This is a genomic window from Lonsdalea iberica (assembly GCF_002111585.1).
Classification (GTDB): Bacteria; Pseudomonadota; Gammaproteobacteria; order Enterobacterales; family Enterobacteriaceae; genus Lonsdalea; species Lonsdalea iberica.
Genome location: NZ_LUTP01000059.1, coordinates 1 through 15,914, shown reverse-complemented (window position 1 = coordinate 15,914; position 15,914 = coordinate 1). Strand labels below are relative to the sequence as shown.

The window sequence follows — 15,914 nt, the reverse complement described above, 5'->3', positions numbered from 1 at the left end:
GGCTGAGCGCCAGGCACAGCAGAATGAAACAGAGGCGTCCCAGCGTGCTGGAAAATTGACGATCGTTGAGATTATCGAAGGTTATCAGCGCCATGATCAGGGGCACGATCAGACCGATGGAGAGCCGGTAGTAGCGCATCGCTCGCTCCACCCGCTTAGGCGACCAGCCGAAATGCACGATGAACAGGCCCTGACGGTGCGCGAACGAGGCGCTGATCATCACGACCCACATCAACGGCACGGTGGCGGTGACGCTATCGCCGATAGCGACGGCGACCGGATAGGGCCACGCATTTTGCAGTCCATAGCCCAAGGCCGCCCATAGGATCGGCAGCGGAATGGCGACCATCACCGACCAGAATACGGTGCGCAGCGTTAGCATGAAGTGGTCGAGCGTCACTTTTCCCACGCGTCCGCTGGCGCGCTCCAGGAATGCATGATAGTGGCGACGCGAGCTGATGCTGACTGCGACCAACAGTAGTGCGCCGATCAACGGCAGCAACGTACTCCAACTGGTCACCATCATCACTGTGGCGCTGCTGAGCTGCGTCAGCGTATCCAAAGACAGGAGGCGAGAGAGATCTTGCACCAGCTGAAGCGGGTAAGAGAGCGTCAGCGGGTCGACATCCGCCACCCAGAACAAGTAGCGGTGGGCGGCTTCGCGGATCTCAATCAGGGCGTCTTCGAGCTGATTACTGGCGACCTTCAGCTTGGTCAGCTCCAGAATCTGTGTGTCGCAGCCAGAAATCAACGAGGTCAGCAGCTCGCGCTGGGTACGTAGCTGATCGTTAAAGATCTTCTGCTGGGAGGCGGTGAGCGGCGAACCGTCATCCTGCTGCGCCTGCTCGCTTTTCGGCAGCTTGGAGAACGTATCTTCGTACTGCAGACGCTGCACCCGTAGCTGGGTCATATCGCCATCCAGCAGTTGGGGCTTTGGCATTTCCGGCAGTCGGGCGACCTGCGCCCGCAGCGTTTCGCCTAGTGCGGTAGACGATCCGAGCCACTGGGCCTGTTCGCGCAGCGTGCTGAGCGCCTGACGCACCTGTAGCGTTTGCGAAGTGGCCTGCCGTTGCTGCGAGGCGATGAGGTCCATGCGCTGCGCCTGCTGATTCAATGCCACGGACAATTCACGGTTCACCTGCAGCTTGCTGGAGATAGCCGAGGGCAGGTTGCCGCTTTGCTCGGCCAACAGCTCGGTGCGTTCCAGCGCTTCTTCGGCTTCGCGCTGGCGCATGCCGTTGAGCGTGCTACGCAGGGTTTGCAACTGTTCGTCCAGGTCGTCCCGCTGTTTCTTGAAAAGCTCCGCTCGCAGACGGGAAAGCTCCTGGCGATTGTTGGCGGACAGCTGTGCCAGCTCCAACTCATCGACCCGGCTTTTGCTCAGCGCGGCTTCCGCCTGCAACGAAGCAAGCTGGGCCCGCGCGAGCGGCGTGGCGGCAGTGCCTTGCGTTTGGATCCGGCGTTCGACGTCGTTGAGCGCGCGACTGGCTTCCGACTGTTGCTGTGGCAGCTGGGCCAGCGAGTCGCTGATTTCCCGCAAGCGATCCTGCTCCAACTGCTGCTGGCGAGATTGTTCCAGCAGTTGGCTACTGGTTTGAACGATCTGCTGTTCGAGTTCATTGACGGAAAGATTGTGGACGGCGGGCGTCGATTTGGCGTCTTCCGCCGCCAGCGCCTGACGCAGCCCGCGTGTGAGGCGGGGGAAATCCTCGATCACACGCTGATACTGATCCACCCGTTCGAGAGCGCCTTTGCGCTCATCCAACATACGCAGAGCGGATTGCAGCTCTTTGACGATATCTGCTTGATTCGGCTGTGACTTGTTCGCTTCCGCCTGCTGTAAATCCTGCCGCAGCTGGGCCTCGCTGGGAAGCTGGGCGGTCAGCGCCGGCGCGGATAGCAGGCATCCCAGTAGAAAGATCAGTATCAGACGCACGCTAACTTACCTCTACAATGTCGCGGTTTAAGGCGTATTTCCTGCTGTCGTAGGGACGACGGCGTCCTCGCTCGTGGCTTCCGCGAGGGGTTCACCCATACGGGTGACGCTTTGACTGGACAGATTGGTCATCAGCTGTACTTTGCCTGCGGCAAACAGGTTGATCACGGTAGAACCGAGTTTGAACTGTCCCATCTCTTCGCCTTTATCAAGCGTGATCGCGCCCGTCTCTCCCGCTGCAGGGTAGGTCCAGCGCTTGATGATGCCTTCACGCGGCGGCGTCACGGTGCCGGCCCACACGGTTTCGATACTGCCGACGATGGTCGCTCCCACCAGAATCTGCGCCATCGGACCAAATTCGGTATCGAACAGGCAGATCACGCGTTCGTTACGGGCGAACAGGTTGGGTACGTTGGCGGCGGTCAGCGGATTGACTGAAAACAGGTCGCCTGGCACATAAATCATCTCGCGCAGCGTACCGTCGCACGGCATATGCACGCGGTGGTAATCCTTGGGCGACAGGTAGGTGGTGACGAACAGGCCATCACGGAAGTGGTCCGCCATCATGTAGTTGCCCGCCAGTAGGGCTTCTAATGAATAGGTGTGATTCTTTGCCTGCAACAGCGTGTCGTTTTCGATCGCCCCTAACTGAGAGATCGCGCCGTCAGCGGGCTGAATCAGGCGGTGATCGTGCGGATCGACCGGGCGAGCGCCGGGACGCAGGGGGCGCGTGAAGAATTCGTTGAACGTCGGATAAGTTGCGGTGTCCGGCTGCTGGGCTTCCTGCATATTGACGCGGTAAACGCGAACGAACAGGTCGATCACCAGCTTGGTGAGCGCGCCTCCGCGTCGTTCGGCTCCCCAGCCAGCGAGCCGGGTCAGCCAGATTTTCGGCAACAGATGTTGTAAAGCGATCTTGATTCTATCCAGCACAGTGAGCCTCTTGGGTGTTGTGATGCGCCAATACCAAAAGCGGCGCATTGTAGCGATGGTGACAATAAATGTCAGTTATCCGAATCGGAAAAGGATTTACGCGTTTTTACCTGAGACAGGCTTTCAAGGATGCGATGGTAGTTATCAAAACGCTCGGGTGCGATTTCTCCGCGCTCCAACGCGGCTCGAATGGCGCAGCCGGGATCGGTGTCATGTTTGCAATCGCGGAATTTACAGCTGCCTAGATAGTCGCGGAACTCGATGAACCCCTGCGTCACCTGTTCGGGGTCGAGGTGCCATAGGCCGAATTCCCGCACGCCGGGGGAGTCGATGACGTCGCCGCCGTGCGGGAAGTGGTACATGCGGGCCGCGGTCGTCGTGTGTTGCCCCAGTCCGGAGTTATCGGATACCTCGTTGACCAGGATCTTGCCTTCTTCGGGGTAGAGCAGGGCGTTGAGCAGGCTGGACTTACCGACGCCAGACTGACCGGCAAAGATGCTGACGCGATTGGTCAACGCGGTTTCCAGTGCCTTCATGCCGCCGCCGGTTTTGCTGGAGACCATCAGTACCCGATAATGCAGCGCACGGTAGATATCCATGACTTCGTCGACGAATTTAAGCGATTCTTCATCCAGCAAATCGATTTTGTTCAGTACGATGAGCGGTTCAACTTCCAGCGTTTCGCAGGCCACCAGATAACGGTCAATGATGTTGATGGACAGCTCGGGAAGGATGGCGGAGACAATCACGATTTGATTGATGTTGGCGGCGATAGGTTTGACGCCGTCGTAAAAGTCCGGACGCGTCAGGACTGACTCGCGTGGATGAACCGCTTCTACGATGCCGCTGATGCCGCCCAGCGTTTCATTGCCGGGGCGCCAGACGACCTTGTCGCCGGTGACCAGCGACTTTATGGTACGACGGATATTACAGCGACGTTGCGTACCGTCTGTGGCCTCCACGTCGACATGCATGCCGAAGCGGCTGATGATGGTGCCTTCCTGAGCGTCGCCCAGTTGGCTGTCATCCCACTCGATTTTACTGTCTGCATGCTTAAGGCGGCGCTGATGATTCGCGCTGACCCGACGTTGCTGACCTTTTGACAGTTTCTTTTTGCTCACTCAACCTCTCTAGATTCGTGGTTATCGCTCATGACATGAGATATGCCTATAATACACCCTATTTGACTTTAATTAACCGATGCCGAGCGTGTCTGCGAAGCCACGTCCGCGGCGGGACGAAAAGCCCTACAGGAATAGCGACAAAATGGTAAACGAAAATAATCTGATCTGGATCGATCTGGAAATGACGGGACTCGATCCGGAACGCGATCGCATCATCGAAATTGCGACGCTGGTGACCGACGCGCACCTGAACATACTGGCTGAAGGCCCCACGTTGGCGGTTCATCAGCCGGACAGCCAACTCGCGCTGATGGATGAATGGAATGTGCGTACGCACACCGGCAGCGGGTTGGTCGAACGCGTGAAGGCGAGCACGTATGATGAGAACGCCGCCGCGCAGGAGACGATCGCGTTTCTGCGCCAGTGGGTGCCGGAAGGCAAGTCGCCGATTTGCGGCAACAGCGTGGGGCAGGATCGCCGTTTTCTGTTCCGCTACATGCCGGAACTGGAATCCTACTTCCACTATCGCTATCTGGATGTCAGCACGTTGAAAGAGCTGGCGCGCCGCTGGAAACCGGAGATTCTGACCGGCTTCAAAAAGCAAAACACGCATCAGGCGCTGGACGACATCCGTGAGTCGGTCGCTGAGCTGGCCTACTACCGCGAGCATTTTATCCAACTGTAATGTGTTAGACGGAAGCGCGCCGCGATGGAAAAACACCCGCCGCGGCGATATTTTCCTCAATCTGGCGTTTTTCTACTCGGTTAGAAGAAAATTACGTTTCAGGGGTTGCGCCGCCAAACTTTCCTCGTATAATGCGCTCCCCGTACCGGCAAAGAAATTTCGGTACTGGCAGCACCACCCAAGCGGGAATAGCTCAGTTGGTAGAGCACGACCTTGCCAAGGTCGGGGTCGCGAGTTCGAGTCTCGTTTCCCGCTCCAATTCTTCTTCTATAGACAGTCACCAAAGTCTGTCGTTCTCTGATTCAACACATCAATTGCTTTTTTATCCTCCAGAAAAATCCACTAAGAATAAAACTTGCTCCAGCTACATCGACGTTGCGCGTGAAAATCGGCAATGACGAAACATTATCCAATGTGTTCAGAACATGCATTTTTCACTGGACGGGAAATTGCCTTGAATTACTGCAACGTCAGTGGCAGATCTGCTGCTTGACGCATTGAGTCATCACCCTGTTTCATCCGCCGTCATCAAATGCAACGTTCCCTGGAAACCTACCGGTCCGAGACCTCCGCTCACGCGGGACTGTTACGATACCTGATACTTCTTCGCTGGGAGATAATACGCCGCTCAGCGCTCCTGTGAGGAACACCACATATCAACGGGAGACGAGATGCGGCACTGCCAGGGATTGGGCTGCGCCTTACTCTTGGTATTTAATATCCGTCATAATATGAGCCTTATTAGGGTGGCTCGCATTCGGGGATAGTTGAAAAGAAGTCATCAAGGGGGCTTATTCTTCGTCGCATAGCAAGAAAAAAATAAGGTATTACTCCATTTCGCCTGCATCCGATCGACTTTCAGCTTATTAGTATGCTAATGAAATTATTTTGGCCATGTCATCATGTTCCCAGCACCATAGGGAATACGTTATTAAAACGGTGATAACACATAATCATCGTTGTGTTTTTACCGGCAATAACGGTTCCGACAGGGGGTTCTTCACTCCTATTTTAAGTTGTAAATAATTAGGTTTATAAATAGTCGTCCCAGAATAGATGTTATGAGGCGCTATGGGGTATAAATGCTGAGGGTAAATATGATTATCTGCTATTGCATCGGCGTTGTTTATTAAATGTTCAGGGTGTCACGAAAACAACGACTGAACCATGATAACCGCCTTCAAAATAATCAGAATATTCGGGTGAGGAATTCTGAGTTATTTTATCCTCCCTTATTTTTACTTGGGAATGGCATGATATTCGGGTAGCCACTCTCTTTTCAGCAGGGGGATGACCTCAGAGCAGGAGCGCCTCTCTTAGCGTCGGATGGGCAGGCGTGATGGTATAGCGTAAAGCGGGGCGTAACACTGCGTGCGTCAAGCTGTGTTGTTTTTTTATCTATTAATAACAAGGTGTTATCTTATTTGTCGCGGGTGATGCATCACCCGGAGTCGTATTTAAAATCCCACGAGCTATGCAAACAATATGCTCTGCATCTCGTCGAGATGAGAAATAGCGTTAACGACAGACTCGCGGAACCGCCAGGATAAATAGCCTTTTCCCCGCCATTCTCATCAGACATTCCGTTTATTTTTATTCTTTAAGTCTGCCTCAGCGCTCTCCTCTTTGTCTTATCGTATTTTCCTATTAAGCGTATTACTCAATAGTAAGGATATTTTCATATTGACGCATCGTTTGCTTATTAATTCGCCATTATTCTTTGTGTCGATTATGCATTGGTTGTTAATTTAAAACAATAAATCAACATGGGTGTTCATGTGCAATGTTTTATTTGTTCTTAAAACCTGCGGAATGCCGATGAGAACCCCATTATTCCATTCTTTATTCTGTCAGTTATTGTTTTTTTGGTTTTTTATTCTTTTTGTTTGTGCTCGTTCTGCTTAATGTATGGGTTTTGTCCTGAGTTAAGCAAGTTTTTGTTAAATCTCGCGATTTATTAATTTTAGAAAATACTCAAAGGGCAGGGGAAATTCTCCATTTGCAATGATTTCTTAGTCTTGCCGCTTCTGTCTTTATATAAAGTCACGTCCTCGTGGCGTGCCTTTATATTCATGATGCAGAGGTTCCGGCGGGCGGGAAATACCCCTGTGTTTAAAAAATCACACTCTTAGACTATTTACATAGCCTTAATATTGGTAATAAGGAATAGTGACTATGCGTAAAACTCTACTCGGCGCCTTAATCGGCGCGTCTATTCTGTCAGCCGGTTATGCCAGCGCTGCGACGACCGTTGCCGGTGGTACCGTACACTTTACAGGCCAGATCGTGAATGCGGCTTGTGCGGTCAGCTCAACCTCTTCTAACCAGACGGTTAACCTCGGACAGTATCGTACCGCGAACTTTACTGCGGTAGGGGCTTACTCCGGTAAGGTACCTTTCACGATCAAACTTGAAGATTGCGATCCTACCGTTTCCACGACAGCCGCCGTCGCTTTTAGCGGATCTGCCGATGGTAACGACAGCACCGTATTGTCCACCAGCAACATCAGCGGCGGCAGCTCCGGTTCGGCAGCTGGCGTAGGTATCGAAATTTCTGATAGCAAAGGCACCGTGCTGTCCCCGACCGGCGCCGCTTTCTCTAGCCCGCAGACGCTGATCACCGGTAGCAACACCCTGAACTTCAACGCTCGCTATAAATCGACTCTGGCTACCGTAACCCCTGGCGAAGCGGATGCGGATGCCACCTTTACCATGCAGTACGAATAACTACTCACGCAGGCAGGGAAGCGTTATGGCCGCCAGGGAGGGCGCCATTTTTGACTTTTTGTGGAAACGACGTTGCGACAAACCAACGCCGGTTCCGCGTTTCTGTACCGACATCTGCCGTGTTAGCGGAGGCGGATTTAGCGTCTGACGTAATTCGACCTCGCGCGTAATGCTCAACCCGTAGCTGTCAATCAGTCATTTTCGTACATGGAGTTTAGCGTGCTTAATTCAACTTTTTTCCGCCGCGCTTTGGCCGGTATGGCCCTGTCCGTTTTAACCGTCATTCCGCTGGCGGCGCAGGCCGGGGGCGTGGCGCTGGGCGCGACGAGGGTGATCTATTCTGCCGGTGCGACCCAAACCTCTTTGGGCGTGACCAATACGGATACCAAAAGTCCATTTCTTATTCAGTCTTGGGTGGAAGATACGACGGGCAAGAAAAGCGAGGCCTTTGTGGTCACGCCGCCGCTGTTCGTCGCCAAACCATCGGGCGAAAACATTTTACGCATTATGTACGTCGGCGCGCCTTTGCCGACCGATCGTGAATCGGTGTTCTGGATGAACGTTAAGGCGATTCCGTCCGTCGATCGCAAAGATATTCAGGATAAAAACGTTCTGCAATTGGCGGTTCTCTCCCGCATCAAACTGTTCGTCCGCCCCGTCGGCCTGCCAGAAAGCCCGGCCGAAGCACCCACGCATCTGCGGTTTCATCGTCAGGGCGATAGCCTCATCATCACCAACCCAACGCCTTATTTCGTCACGTTAGTGAACTTCAACCTTGGTACCCGAAAACTGCCTAACACCATGGCGCCGCCCAAAGGAAATGTCACCGTTGCGTTGCCTACCGATGCAAGTGGCCAGGTGTTCTTCCAGTCAATTAACGACTATGGGGCCAACAGCGCTCGCGTTACCGGCGTCATGCAATAGCGCCGAACAGTGAACGGCAAATCGCGAACCGGGCATGAAAAAGGAGGGTGCATACCCTTCAGGTTGCTTTCCGTCACTTTTTTCAGGAGTTTTTTTTTCAGGAGTTTTTCATATGCGGCCATTATATCGGAAGCCCCATTTCAGACAGTCGCGCGCCACGCCGTTATGGCGGTTGTCGCCGCTGTGCCGGGCGATCGCGTTATGCGTAGCATTACCTTCGGCCGGCGCTTATGCCGAACTATTCTTTAACCCGGCGTTCTTATCCAGCGATCCTTCGGCGGTGGCGGATTTGTCGCGGTTCGAGCAGGGAAAAGGGCAGGTGCCGGGGGTCTATCACGTCGATGTCTATGTGAACGATGAATTCGTCGAAACACGGAATATCCGGTTTGATGCGCGCAAACCGACAGCCGCTGGTGTAACGCCGCTCGAACACGAGTCGGACGATACGGGGCTGGTGCCCTGCATTACCCACTCGCAGGTTGAGTCGCTCAACGTCAACATGTCGGCCTTCCCGGCCGCCGCTGGTAGCGCGGGGCAGGAGTGCGTAGCGCTGACGCGCATCATCCCCGACTCCCATATAACGTTTGATTTCGAACTGCAACGCCTGAATATCAGCCTGCCTCAAGCTTCGCTCAATAACAGCGGCCGCGGCTACATTCCGCCGGAACAGTGGGATGACGGCATCTCCGCCGCGCTGCTGAACTATGACTTCACCGGTAGCAATAGCTCCGGCGACGACGACAGCAACAACTACTTCCTCAATCTGAACAGCGGCCTTAACTGGCGCGGATGGCGCCTGCGGGATTACTCCACCTGGAGCTACTACAGCTTTGAGGGGCGGCATACGCGCGACTGGCAGCATATTAATACGTATTTACAGCACGCGATTATTCCGCTTAAAGGCGAACTTACCCTAGGCGACAGCAATACGCCGGGCGATGTGTTCGATACGTTGGGCTTTCGCGGCGCGCAGCTAGCGTCAGACGATAATATGCTGCCGGACAGCATGCGCGGATTCGCCCCCACCATCCGCGGCGTCGCGAAAAGCAATGCCCGCGTCACGATCCGGCAGAACGGCTTTATCATTTATCAGTCTTACGTTGCGCCGGGCGCATTCGCCATCACCGACCTTTACCCGACCTCCTCCAGCGGGGATATGGTGGTAACGGTGACGGAAAGTGACAACAGCTCCAGCACCTTCAGCGTGCCCTACTCGGCGGTGCCGGTATTACAGCGCGAAGGGCGCGTGAAATACGCGGTGACCGCAGGTAAATACCGCAGCAACTATACCCAGCAGGAAAAGCCCGAGTTCGGGCAAGGTACGGCGATCTGGGGTCTGCCCGGCGGCTTCACGCTGTATGGCGGTACGCAGGTGGCGAAGAAATATCAGGCGGGTGCGATCGGCGCCGGTAAAAACCTTGGGGACTGGGGCGCGCTGTCGGCGGATGTCACTCAAGCATACAGTAAGCTGGCGGATGACAGCCGTCATCAAGGGCAGTCAATGCGCTTCCTGTACGCCAAGTCGTTGAACACCGTCGGCACCAACTTCCAACTACTGGGCTACCGCTACTCCACGCAGGGCTACTACACGCTCGATGAAACCAGCTATCGCCGCATGGTTGGCACGAACTACGATACCGATGACGGACTGATTGACCCAACGGTGGAGTACAACAATTACTACAACCTTAACTACAACCGTAAAGGGCGTATTCAGGTCAACATCACCCAGCAGCTCGGCGATTACGGATCTGTTTTCCTGAGCGGCAGCCGCCAAACCTACTGGCGTACCAATGACACCAACTCATTGTGGCAGTTGGGGTACAGCGGTCACTTGAAGGGGGTGAGTTACAGCCTGTCCTTCAACTACAACAAAAGTCCCGGACTGGTGGAGCCAGACAAACGCGCCGCCTTCAACGTTTCCATTCCTATTGGACAATGGTTGTCCGGCGGCGGCAAAGAGTCGGATATCACCCGCTCGGGTAACGCGGCCTATGCCACCTATGCGGCGAATACCGACTGGCACGGACAGACAACGCATCAGGCCGGTATTAACGGCACGTTGTTGGAAGATAACAACCTGAACTACAGCGTGCTGCAAGGCTACGGCAATCACGGTGTCGGCGGCAGCGGCTATGCCAACCTGAACTATCAGGGACGCCACGGCAACTCCAACGTTGGCTACAACTACGGTAAGAGATACCGTCAGGTCAACTACGGCCTGAGCGGCGGCATTGTGGCGCATGACAGCGGCCTCACGCTAAGCCAGCCGCTGGGGGCCACCAACGTATTGATTAAAGCGCCGGGCGCCAGCGGCGTTAACGTAGAAAGCGTGACCGGTGTGAGCACCGACTGGCGCGGCTACGCTGTCATTCCCTACGCGATGACCTACCACCGCAACCGTATTGCTCTTGATACCGCCACGCTGAAGGATAACGCCGATCTGGATGACGCCGTTGTGAACGTGGTGCCGACTCAAGGGGCGTTGGTGCGCGCCGAATTCAAAACGCACATCGGTTCACGCGCGCTGTTGACGCTGATCCGGTCTGACGGACAGCCGATGCCGTTCGGGTCTGCGGTTTCAACTAATGACGGCCGCTCCGACAGCATCGTCGGCGATAATGGCCAGGTCTATTTATCCGGTTTGCCGTCCACGGGCAAACTCAACGTGAAGTGGGGCGATGCGACGACTGAACAGTGCGTTGTTCCTTATTCACTGCCGGAAGATAGTGCAACGAAAGCGATTAGTTATGCCAAAGTGAGGTGCCAATAATGCGTCAATTAACAACATCGAAATCGCTTCGGACGGCTAGAAGAACTGGGTGGCTGAAACGGCTTTCTATCATGTTGCCCTTACTGGCGTTTCCCCTTATCGGTGAATGTGGCAGCGATCTGACGCTGACTTTCAGCGGGGCAATCAGCTATACCGGCCCGGCGGATGACGTGTCCGTCGGTCAGCAGATCGGCCCGGCTTGGTCGGCGAGCAACAAAAACGTCTATATGTGTAACAACTCAAGCAAGGCCACGGCCAAAGCTTATGTCTCCGCCGTACGTCCAAACACGGGATTAACGACGACTATCAGCGGCGTGAATTACATTATTTACGACTCCGGCACGCCGGGCATCGGCTTGGTGGTGGGCGTGAAGGATTCGAACGCCACGAACTATTCCGCGTTGACGACGACGCAAAACCAGTGGTATCCGGCCCCGGGGACCAACACCGTGCCGTATAACGGCATCGGTGGCTACGGTAAGGTCACGTTGGTCAAAACCACCGGTCACTTACAGACCGGGACGACAACGTTGGCTGCGCAGAATATTGCGATCGTGCAATGTTATGGCTCCGACGGCTCCGCTACCGACTCCGCATACATCAAAATCGCCCAGACCCAGATTACCGTTGCCGCGACCGGTTGTACCGTGCAGTCCGGCGCGAATCGCGTGATTGACATGGGGAATGTCTCTACCGGCAACCTGCCCTCCGTGGGCAGCCAGTCGGCGGCGAAATCGACGTCTATCGGGTTGTCCTGCGATACGGGCATCCACGTGGCGGCGACGATCTCCGACCAGAGCAATACCGCGAATACCAGCAACATCATCGGGCTGACCAGCGGCTCAACGGCTAAAGGCATCGGCATTCAGGCGTATTATAACGGCAGCTCCACACCGGTGAGTCTGGGGCCGGACGACTCCAGTAAGGGGAACACCAACCAGTTCACCATCGCCGATATTTCCACTCAGGGGCAGTCTGTGACGGTTCCGCTCATGTTCAGATATGTGCGAACCGGCGATATGACCGCGGGAACGGCCAACGGTCTGGTCGGTGTGACGTTCTCCTATCAGTGAGGCCATTATGACAATTTATCGAGTAATTCTGGGGAGCGTGGCGCTCAGTATCATGGCCGGTTCGCCGGTTGCCTCCGCCTATGACTCGTATATCCAGATCAATGGCAATCTGACGTCGAACACCTGTTCGGTCAGTACTGCTTCGCAGGACAAAACGGTCAATCTTGGCTCGGTGGCGACGAAACAGTTCTTTGAAGGAGGCTCCCGAGCGCTGACGCCAGTGCGTTTCACCCTCGATCTGGAGAACTGCGGCGCGTCCGCCAGCGCCGTCTCCACCACCTTCACCGGTACGGCGAATAAAGATGATGCGACGCTGCTGGCGCTGAACAGCAGCAGCACCGCAGCCAACGTCGGGATTGCGATTTTGGATAAAAATCGCAACCGCATCTCGCTTGGCAACGCCAGCGAGCAGTATGCGCTGACCGCCAATGCCAGCAGCGTGCAACTGGTGTTTTACGGCCAGTACGTGGCGACGCAGAGTAGCGTGACTGCGGGTACGGCCAATGGCGACGCGACTTTCACGCTGACCTATCAGTAACCGCGTCTGAAAACGCATAGGGAAAAGACCGCGCCCTTGATGTACGAACGGCGGGACCATCGTTGTCTTTAGCCATAACGACATGCGCCGGCGCGGCGACTTCATGCTCAGAGCTCCCATAGGGCTGGGCATTGACGGGACGGGAATCGCCGTCCTGCTTTCTTGCCGGGAACGGCAATCACGTGATGCATCTCCCGCAGACTGAAAGATAACGACGATAAGGACGAATATTGATGAACCTGACGGTGGCGACACTCATCGAACGCGTAAAAAAACAGCTTGGATGGCTATGTTTGGCGGCGGGCGTTTTTTTTTCCCCGACAACCTTTGCCACGTTGTGTAATACGGCAACTGGCTCGCCAGTGAATTATGACTTTAATTTCAATTTTTCCTCGCAGCAAAACTATGTCGGTTACACCACTGGCTGGAATCAGAAGTCGGACAGCGGCTCCTATGTGATCAGCGGGGGGTGCAATAACAAAGACACCGTTTACTACACCGCTCAGGCCGGTTCGGCGCTGAGTTACTCTTTCTCGGACGGCTCCGCCAACTGGTACGACATCACCGGCAATGATTATTTGCAGGTTGCCTCGCAGATGTATGTCTACAACGCTTCCGGCGGTAGTACTTACCATAATGTTCCGTTTACCGACTTATCAAATAACTGCAATGGTAAGTGCGGCGGGACGGCGACGACGGGCAGTCGTGTACAGGTCAGTTTCCGTATTAAACGCAAGTTTGTCGGCATGACGACGTTGCCGTCTATCCCGATTTTTTACTTATACGGCAATCAGGGCGGAACGGGACAGGGCACCGGCTCTCCGCTCGTGGTCGGATACCTGAGCGGCACGGTGACGGTGCCGCAAAGCTGTGAATTGAATGCTGGACAGGTGGTCTCCATCGACTTCGGCAATATCTCCACCGGCGCGTTCAAAACCGCGGGTGCCAAGCCTGACGGCGTCAGCGCCGTGACCCGCACGATCGCGATTGCCTGCAATGGCATTGAGGCCCAGTCCAATTTGTCGCTGCGCGTGCAGGCCGATACGGTGTCGGGCAATGCGATTGTCTCGAATAACAGCGACGTCGGTTTTGTCGTGACCAATAGCAGCGACAGTGCGCTGACGCCTAACGATATCTCCAGCGTACTGCCTTTCACGCTGGACGGTAATCAAAGCGCCAACGTCACGGTGAAAGCTTATCCGGTCAGTGTGACCGGCAATACGCCGCAGGCGGGCGTCGTCACCGCGTTGGCCTACCTGCGCGTCGATTTCGATTAAGGGAGGGATAATATTCATGTCGCCGAATAATTTTTGCCGTCTCGCCACCGCCGCTTTCATCGCGCAGGCCGTTGGGCTGTGGGGATGTTTACCGTCCGCTCGCGCGGATCTGGGATCGACCAACCTCCAGTTCAGCGCGACGCTGCTGTCCAACAGCTGTGCGGTCAGCGTGGGGTCGCAGGAGCAAACCGTGAATATGGGCACGCTGGCGACCAAGCAGTTCGCCGTCAATAAGACAGGCGCGGCCCCGGTGCGATTCGTAGTGAACTTGGAAAGCTGCGGTTCGGCGGCGTCTTCGGTCACCGCCACCTTCTCCGGCACGGCGGATACGAACGATTCGACGCTGCTGGCGCTCAACTCGGGGAGCACCGCGACGCATGTGGGGATCGCCATTCTGGATAAGGATCGTCAACGCATCCCGCTTGGCAACGCCAGCGAGCAATATCCGCTCACTGCCGGCGCCAGCAATGCGCAGCTGGTGTTCTATGGTCAATATATCGCGACGCAAAGCAGCGTCACCGCAGGCACCGCCAACGGCGATGTAACCTTTACCTTGAATTATCTGTAAGCGCGACCGACGGCGGCGTCGCCGCCGGTCCGACCGTGACCGCTCTGTGTTCCCGCTTTTCTCTTCCCGCCCGTGTCCTGTCTCCGCCTGCCTGCCGGGGGCGTACGTGACGCCGAAGCGGCTCTGGTCTCCCCGGCGTTAATGGCATAAGGTTTAAGACGTTTGCCGCTCTCAGAACGCGCAAGCGCTCTCATGCTTGTTGGCGTCTGGCCATCTTTCGATGGCGTGCGCCTTCTCACATGAACGAGGCGGCTTGTGACGCATGGCGTGCGATAGCCCCAGGGCAACGACGCGTCCCCTCTACTTGATAAGGAATCTGATGATGACCTCTCTGCTGATATTGGACTCCCGTGCTGATGAAATCAAAAGCGCCCTGCGTCATGCAGCGTCAGACATTGAATTGGTGACCTCCGATGGCTCCGTCGCTCAGGCGGCGCAATACGACATCTGGGTCGGGGAGCCGAAGCAGGCTGTTCCGCTATTGGCGCAGGGCGTGCGTCCTCAGTGGCTGCAATCGACCTGGGCCGGTTTCAAACCTTATCTAGCGCAAGGGTTGCCGCGTGACTATCGCCTGACTCGCGCGGTGGGCGTGTTCGGTCAGCCCATTGCCGAATATGTGCTGGCCTATCTACTTCGACATGAATTGCATCTGGAGGAACGGCGTGAGAATCAGTGTCAGCGCCGCTGGCAGCCGCGTCTGCCGGGGTCGCTGGCTGGCCGACAGGTGCTGATTGTCGGAGCCGGAGACATCGGCGGTGAAGTGGCCGACTTCCTGCAACCCTTTGGCGTCAAACTGTTTGGTATCGTCAATACGCCGCGGTCGTTGCCCCATTTCAAACACGTGGCGGCGTTGGCGGATTTGCCGAACGTGGTGGCCGGAGCCGACTACGTGGTGAATTTACTTCCGGACACGACCCGGACTACGGATATCTATCATGCCGGGGTGTTTGCGGCGATGAAATCCTCCGCGTTGTTCATTAATGTCGGGCGCGGGACGGCGGTGGTGGAGGACGATCTGTTATTCGCGCTTCATCACGGGCAGATCGCGGGCGCGGTACTGGATGTATATAGGCAAGAGCCATTACCCGAATCGCATCCTTTCTGGCAGACTCCTCACCTTACGATCAGCCCGCACGTGGCTGGCCCGATGGTGCCTGCGCTGTTGGCGCAATTGCTGGTGGGTAATCTGTCTCGTTTTATCGCACGAGAACCTTTGCGGGGGGAAGTGTCATTTACTCAAGCGTACTAACCGATCACGGCGTCTGATAAAGCTGCGGGGGCCAAGGTGCTTTTATAACGTCTATTTTAGGTTGTTATATAGTCACTTTGCGATTACATAATGACCTAACTAAGAAT

General features: G+C 55.5%; 12 protein-coding genes and 1 tRNA gene. 10 read left to right on the top strand and 3 right to left on the bottom strand.

Annotated features, from left to right (window positions below):
• From mscM to rsgA, 3 genes are all read right to left on the bottom strand, one after another.
• Nucleotides 1–1,936, bottom strand: a 1,936-nt coding sequence (gene mscM, locus AU511_RS15415) for a miniconductance mechanosensitive channel MscM (RefSeq protein WP_094110210.1), incomplete at its 3' end; no start/stop codon positions are given.
• A gap of 27 nt (nt 1,937–1,963) precedes the next feature.
• On the bottom strand, nt 1,964–2,869 hold the full coding sequence (asd, locus tag AU511_RS15410; RefSeq protein ID WP_094110209.1) for an archaetidylserine decarboxylase: 906 nt from the start codon (nt 2,867–2,869) through the stop codon (nt 1,964–1,966).
• Between the two features lie 71 nt (nt 2,870–2,940).
• Nucleotides 2,941–3,990, bottom strand: coding sequence for a small ribosomal subunit biogenesis GTPase RsgA (gene rsgA / locus AU511_RS15405; protein WP_094110208.1), 1,050 nt, complete (start codon nt 3,988–3,990; stop codon nt 2,941–2,943).
• 145 nt (nt 3,991–4,135) lie between these two features.
• Here rsgA and orn point away from each other — a divergent pair, with 145 nt between their 5' ends.
• From orn to AU511_RS15355, 10 genes are all read left to right on the top strand, one after another.
• Nucleotides 4,136–4,678, top strand: a complete 543-nt coding sequence (orn, locus tag AU511_RS15400; protein WP_094101653.1) for an oligoribonuclease — start codon at nt 4,136–4,138, stop codon at nt 4,676–4,678.
• Between the two features lie 182 nt (nt 4,679–4,860).
• A tRNA-Gly gene (locus tag AU511_RS15395) sits at nt 4,861–4,936 on the top strand.
• 1,917 nt (nt 4,937–6,853) lie between these two features.
• On the top strand, nt 6,854–7,405 hold the full coding sequence (fimA, locus tag AU511_RS15390; RefSeq protein ID WP_094101652.1) for a type 1 fimbrial major subunit FimA: 552 nt from the start codon (nt 6,854–6,856) through the stop codon (nt 7,403–7,405).
• 258 nt (nt 7,406–7,663) lie between these two features.
• Complete coding sequence (locus AU511_RS15385; RefSeq protein ID WP_240503862.1) at nt 7,664–8,329, top strand: fimbria/pilus periplasmic chaperone; 666 nt, start codon at nt 7,664–7,666, stop codon at nt 8,327–8,329.
• Nucleotides 8,330–8,441: 112 nt separating this feature from the next.
• The gene (locus AU511_RS15380; protein ID WP_094101651.1) at nt 8,442–11,102 is read left to right on the top strand and encodes a fimbrial biogenesis usher protein; all 2,661 of its coding nucleotides are present in this window, start codon (nt 8,442–8,444) and stop codon (nt 11,100–11,102) included.
• 71 nt (nt 11,103–11,173) lie between these two features.
• Complete coding sequence (locus tag AU511_RS15375) at nt 11,174–12,175, top strand: fimbrial protein (RefSeq protein ID WP_094101650.1); 1,002 nt, start codon at nt 11,174–11,176, stop codon at nt 12,173–12,175.
• 7 nt (nt 12,176–12,182) lie between these two features.
• On the top strand, nt 12,183–12,713 hold the full coding sequence (locus tag AU511_RS15370) for a fimbrial protein (RefSeq protein ID WP_094101649.1): 531 nt from the start codon (nt 12,183–12,185) through the stop codon (nt 12,711–12,713).
• A gap of 233 nt (nt 12,714–12,946) precedes the next feature.
• Complete coding sequence (locus AU511_RS15365) at nt 12,947–13,990, top strand: fimbrial protein (RefSeq protein ID WP_094110207.1); 1,044 nt, start codon at nt 12,947–12,949, stop codon at nt 13,988–13,990.
• A gap of 16 nt (nt 13,991–14,006) precedes the next feature.
• A complete protein-coding gene (locus tag AU511_RS15360; RefSeq protein ID WP_085653554.1) occupies nt 14,007–14,558 on the top strand; it encodes a fimbrial protein in 552 nt (183 codons plus the stop codon).
• A gap of 322 nt (nt 14,559–14,880) precedes the next feature.
• Complete coding sequence (locus tag AU511_RS15355) at nt 14,881–15,807, top strand: D-2-hydroxyacid dehydrogenase (protein WP_094110206.1); 927 nt, start codon at nt 14,881–14,883, stop codon at nt 15,805–15,807.
• Nucleotides 15,808–15,914: the final 107 nt, after the last annotated feature.